Genomic DNA, 5,844 nt, shown 5'->3' with positions numbered 1-5,844 from the left:
CAAAGCGAAGCTTGCTGCTGAAATGGGCGCGATCAATCCGCCTTTTACCAACAAACAGTTTATAGACTGGCGCAATGCCCGTCACCCGCTGCTGCATTTGTCTTTCCAAAAACAAGGCAAGAAAGTAGTGCCGCTCAACATTGAATTAAGTGAAAAGCAAAGGATACTGATCGTTTCGGGACCGAATGCAGGAGGTAAGTCTGTGTCTCTGAAAACGGTCGGCCTTATTCAATATATGTTCCAATGCGGATTGCTGGTACCTGTCGACGAAGGTTCCTCAATGGGTTTTTTCCAGAATATCTTTATTGATATTGGTGACGAACAATCGCTGGAAAACGACCTGAGTACGTACAGTTCCCATTTGACGAACATGCGCTACTTTCTCACTACTTCGAACAAACGCACATTGTTTCTGATCGATGAATTCGGGACAGGTACTGAGCCGGGATTAGGCGGCGCGATCGCGGAATCTATCCTTGAAAACCTGGTAAAATCGGGCGCATATGGTGTAATTAACACGCATTATACCAACCTGAAAGTACTCGCTGACAAAACGGAGGGGCTTGTGAATGGGGCAATGCGATTTGACGGAGAACATTTGGAACCGCTCTACCAGCTGGAAATTGGGAGGCCGGGAAGTTCGTTCGCATTTGAAATCGCGTCGAAAATCGGGCTGCCGGAATCTGTGGTGAACCGCGCCAAAGACAAGCTGGGCAATCAGCAGGTCAACTTTGAAAAGCTATTGAAAGAGCTTGATATCGAACGCAAAGTTTTTTCAGAGAAGAACATTGAGATCGGTATCAAAGAAAGAAAGCTCGCCAAGCAGCTGGCGGATTACACTACTCTGAAAGAACGTCTTGAAAACAATGAAAAGAAGATTGTAAACGAGGCGAAACAGAAAGCAAAAAACCTGCTGACTGATGCGAACCAGCTGATTGAGAATACCATTCGCGAAATCAAGGAAAATAAAGCAGAGAAAGAGAAGACGAAATCGGTCAGAAACGAACTTGAAACCTTTGGCAAGAAAAACCTGGCACTGGAAGAAGTAAAAGAAACAGCGCCGGCAGAAGAGATATACGAGCCGGAAGGCGGCGAAATTGTACCGGGAAGTTATGTGCGCATTCTCGGGCAGACTGCCATTGGCGAAGTACTGGCTGTAAAAGGTAAAGATGCTGAGATCAGGATCGGGGATTTAAAGTCCAATGTAAAACTGAACCGCCTCGAAAAGGTATCCAACAAAACCTATAAAGCGGCCACAGGCGAAAAGAAGCTGAAATCTGCCGCCAAAGGAGTTGACTTAAATGAGCGTATGCTCAATTTCAGTTTCAACCTGGATATGCGCGGAAAACGCGGAGAAGAAGCGCTGGGACTAGTAGACCAGTTCATGGACAATGCAATTATGCTCGGCTACGACGAGCTGCGGATCGTGCATGGTAAAGGCGACGGAATCCTGAGAACACTTGTGAGAGACCATTTGAGAGGCTATCCGCAGGTGAAAGGAATGCAGGATGAACATCCCGACCGGGGCGGCGCAGGGGTTACGATTGTAAAACTTAAATAGGTTTTAGCCAAAAACAAAAACGGGTTGCCAGTGATGGCAACCCGTTTTTTATGTCTTGATAAAATAGTCTGATTAATGTGCAGGCACTGCGGCGGTTGCCCGTTTCCCTTTCATCCAGAAATAAAGGAAACCAAATGCTACGATCAGGATCGCCGGGAAGATAACCATTGTTTGCAGGGTTGCTTGTCCCGCCGCTAATTCCAGGGCATCTCCTGTGAGTCCCTCCGCCGATTTTTCAGCACGTGCTTCATCGATCCAGCCTCCAATGAAGGGTTGGAAAATGGCCGTTGAAAACATACCGATACCACCGATAATTGACATTCCAAATGCACCTGCACGGGGAACATACTGCGGAATGAAACCCACCATCGTCGGCCAGAAAAGTGCTACTCCGAATGCGAATACCACAGCTGCCACATAAGCCATCGGGCCGGTTACGGTGCTGAACATGTAGATCCCGATCGCTGCAAGAATAGATCCTCCCCACAGAATACCGGTTGCCCCGAGACTGGCCACGATCGGCGCAGCGAAGAATCGCGTAATCGCCATTAAGCCTGTTACCAAAGCCAGGATCAACATTGGGCTGGCGCCGCTTTTACTCATGATCAAACCTGTCCATTGCTGAGGACCGAACTCGGAAATCGCAGTAAGCGCCATGCAAAGGAAGATAAATATGAAGAGCGGCGTAAACATAGCTTTGAGGTTTTCGCCTATCGAGGTAGCTGCTTCAACGTGTGGTTTAGGGAAATTCTGTCCCCAGAAAAGTACTGCATAAATGATGGTCGGGATGAGGATCACCCAGATTTGCGCCTGCCAGCCGAGGTTGGCGTCGGTCATAAACTTGGAGATCAGGCTACCAACCACAATCCCGCCTGGGAACCACATGTGGAAGCGGTTTAGCATTTTGTTCATCTGCAAACCTGTGTAGGAGTCGGCGATCATCGGGTTACAGGCTGCCTCGGTGCAACCATTACCGATACCGATCAGGAATGTGGATATCAGCAAACCTGTATAACCGCCTGAATAGATCGTGAGGAGAATTCCGATAAAGTGGGAGAAAAATGCAACCTGCATAATGGTTTTGGGACCTACCGAGTGATAAACCAGCCCACCGATAATCATCGCCACGGGAAAGCCTACAAACCACATGGAGTTTATAAAGCCAAGCTGCTGGGCCGACAAGCCAAACTCCGTGCCCAGCTGGGAGAGAATACCTGCGCGGATACTGAAAGAAAAGGCTGTGGTGATTAACGCAAAGCAGCTGGCGTTAAAAAGCCGGTCGCTGTTAACAGTTTGAGTCATAAGACTAAATGGGTTTGATTATTTGAATTAGATGGTTTTTTGAAACGGTCCGTCTTAAAGTTTTAATTTAAGATTTTCACTGAAAAAACAAATTAACGGCGATTCTACTGGTTTTAACAGGCTTTCAGGGGTGTTTTTTGACTGTTAAAATTATATTTGTAAGAAGTAAGAGTGATATATACTACTCTTTATACCTTTAAAATCTTTTCAAAACTTTAAACCAACTGGAATGTCAAGAAAGATCAGAATGGGCATGGTAGGTGGTTCCCTGGACGCGTTTATTGGCGGGGTACATCGCCGTGCAGCGATCATGGATGGAGAAATTGAACTTGTCTGCGGCGCTTTCAGCTCCGACCCATTGAAGTCGAAAGAGACAGGAAAAGCATTGTATTTACCGGAAGACCGGGTTTACAATGATTTTGAAGAAATGATTGCGAAAGAGAAACAGCTTCCCGAAGGAGAAAGAATGGATTTCGTTGCGATTGTTACACCCAATCACGTTCACTACTCTCCTACGAAGCTTGCGCTGGAAAATGGTTTTCACGTCGTTTGCGATAAACCGATTACATTAAATACCGAGGAAGCAGAAGAAATCGTGGCATTGGTAGAAAAAACCGGTCTGATCTTCTGTCTGACCCACAACTATACCGGTTACCCGATGGTGAAAGAAGCCCGTGAGATGATCAGGTCGGGCGCGATTGGCGAAATCAGGAAAGTGATTGTGGAATATCCGCAGGGCTGGCTGGCTACGCTGGTGGAAGTGACCGGTAACAAGCAGGCAGCCTGGCGCACCGACCCGAAACGCTCGGGTGCCGCCGGCGGCCTGGGCGATATCGGAACCCACGCTGAAAACCTGGCAGAATACATTACCGGTCTTAAAATCACGCAGGTTTGCGCCGACCTCACAATTTTCGTAGAGGGCCGCTTGCTGGACGACGACGCCAACATCCTGCTGCGTTTCAATAATGGTGCAAAAGGAATTCTTCAAAACAGCCAGATCGCTAACGGAGAAGAAAATGACCTGAATATCCGCGTGTACGGCGAAACCGGCGGCTTGCAATGGAAGCAGCTGGACCCCAATACATTGATCCACAAAACCAACCAGGGCGCACGCATTATCCGCACAGGCGTAGGAAATTTATCCAAAGCTGCCCAGGTGCATACGCGCATTCCAGCCGGCCACCCCGAGGGTTACTTCGAAGCATTTGCCAACCTGTACCGCAACTTCGCACTGCATGTGCGGGCGTACTGGGAGGGTCGTAAAGCCGATCCGGTATACGATTTCCCGACTGCGCAGGATGGTTTGAGAGGAATGAAGTTCATTGACACCGTCATTGCCTCCAACCAGACAGACACTAAGTGGACTGACTTCTGATCTGCATTAAACATTAATTGTTAACCTTAATCCCAACCCGCTCCGGCGGACTGTTTTCTCACCTATTATCCATACCCGTTTATGAATAAAATCAAAGTCGGCGTTGTCGGCACAGGTTTCATCGGCCCGGCGCACATTGAAGCGCTGCGACGCCTTCCTAATGTTGAAGTAGCAGCGCTTTGCGAAGTAACGGCTGAACTGGCTGCTCAAAAAGCAGACGCACTCGGGATCGAACGTTCTTATACTTTCGAAGACCTTCTGAAACAGGATGATATTCAGGCAATACATATCTGTACGCCCAACTTCCTGCACTACTCACAATCGAAAGCTGCATTGCTGGCCGGGAAACATGTAATTTGTGAAAAACCACTTGCCAAAGACCTTGCGGAAGCCGAAGAGCTGGTAAAGCTTGCTGCTGAAACCGGGCTGGTGAATGCAGTACACTTCAACCTGCGCTACTACCCGCTGGCGCGCCAGATGAAATCAATGCGTGAAAAAGGCGAGCTGGGTGAGATTTATTCATTCATAGGATCGTACCTGCAAGACTGGCTTTTCTACGAAACCGATTACAACTGGCGTTTGGAGCCGGACAAATCAGGCGACTCCCGCGCGATCGCAGATATCGGCTCTCACCTGATGGACATTCTGGAATACATTACCGGATTGAAAACAGTGGCAGTAATGGCCGACTTCAACACAATCCATAAAACACGTAAAAAGCCGCTAAAACCGGTGGAAACGTATTCAGGCAAAATGCTGCAGCCTGAGGATTACGCCGATGTACCTATTAATACGGAAGATCACGCCAACGTTTTGCTTCGTTTCGACAATGGTAGCAAAGGGGTGATCACGGTATCACAGGTTTCAGCCGGCCGCAAAAACAGAATGTCGCTTGAAATTGCAGGTTCAAAGAAAACGTTCAGCTGGTGCTCGGAATCACCAAACGAAATGTGGATCGGTAACCGCGATAAGAGCAACGAAATCCTGATGCGCGATCCTTCACTGGTCAATGAAGATGTGCGCTCGACAATCACCTTCCCTGGCGGACACAACGAAGGCTTCCCTGATACTTCCAAGCAAATGTTCAAAGAAGTATACGCCGCCATCGCCGCCGGCAAACAACCAGAAAACCCCACATTCCCAACCTTCGCAGACGGGTATCGCGAGTTGCTGATATGTGAAAAGATACTGGAAAGTAATCGCGCGCAGGCTTGGGTAACTATTTAAATTTTGAGTTAGTGAATTAGTGAGTTAGTGAGTGAATAGCTTGACTTTTAAAAATCTACATACACTTCTTGGAAAATCTTACATCGAATGGCGACTTCGCTACTGCTATGCGGTATAGAACGAAACAGTTTGTTTTACGAAGCATCAAATTGTCCCAGGCATTACCACAGAATGAACAGTCGAAAGTAATTGGAAGACAATTTCTTCGATCATCTTCATCAGTAGGTGCGAACTACCGAGCAGTGTGCAGATCAAGGAGCGAAAAAGAATTCTATGCCAAAATCAGCATCACTATTGAAGAAGCGGATGAGTCATTGTTTTGGCTGGAAATCATGTCTGAGTCTGGACTATTGCCATCAAAAAAGCTGAAAGACCTGAT

General features: G+C 47.6%; 5 protein-coding genes. 4 read left to right on the top strand and 1 reads right to left on the bottom strand.

The genetic code is table 11. The features are described 5' to 3' along the window. A partial coding sequence (locus tag ACTIE6_RS15890; protein ID WP_439557573.1) for an endonuclease MutS2 occupies positions 1–1,561 on the top strand: 1,561 nt, incomplete at its 5' end. A gap of 72 nt (positions 1,562–1,633) precedes the next feature. Here the strand turns inward: ACTIE6_RS15890 and ACTIE6_RS15885 are convergent. After that, a complete protein-coding gene (locus ACTIE6_RS15885; RefSeq protein ID WP_439557572.1) occupies positions 1,634–2,863 on the bottom strand; it encodes an MFS transporter in 1,230 nt (409 codons plus the stop codon). 247 nt (positions 2,864–3,110) lie between these two features. Here ACTIE6_RS15885 and ACTIE6_RS15880 point away from each other — a divergent pair, with 247 nt between their 5' ends. The 3 genes from ACTIE6_RS15880 to ACTIE6_RS15870 form a co-directional block, all read left to right on the top strand. Beyond that, positions 3,111–4,238, top strand: a complete 1,128-nt coding sequence (locus ACTIE6_RS15880) for a Gfo/Idh/MocA family protein (RefSeq protein WP_439557574.1) — start codon at positions 3,111–3,113, stop codon at positions 4,236–4,238. An 81-nt stretch (positions 4,239–4,319) separates the two neighbouring features. Continuing rightward, positions 4,320–5,465 (top strand): Gfo/Idh/MocA family protein, encoded by a 1,146-nt coding sequence (locus ACTIE6_RS15875; RefSeq protein ID WP_439557571.1) that lies wholly within the window; start codon positions 4,320–4,322, stop codon positions 5,463–5,465. A 68-nt stretch (positions 5,466–5,533) separates the two neighbouring features. Then, a partial coding sequence (locus ACTIE6_RS15870; RefSeq protein ID WP_439557570.1) for a four helix bundle protein occupies positions 5,534–5,844 on the top strand: 311 nt, incomplete at its 3' end.

Source organism: Dyadobacter sp., from assembly GCF_051859145.1.
GTDB lineage: Bacteria > Bacteroidota > Bacteroidia > Cytophagales > Spirosomataceae > Dyadobacter.
This window is presented reverse-complemented; position numbering and strand designations above follow the sequence as displayed.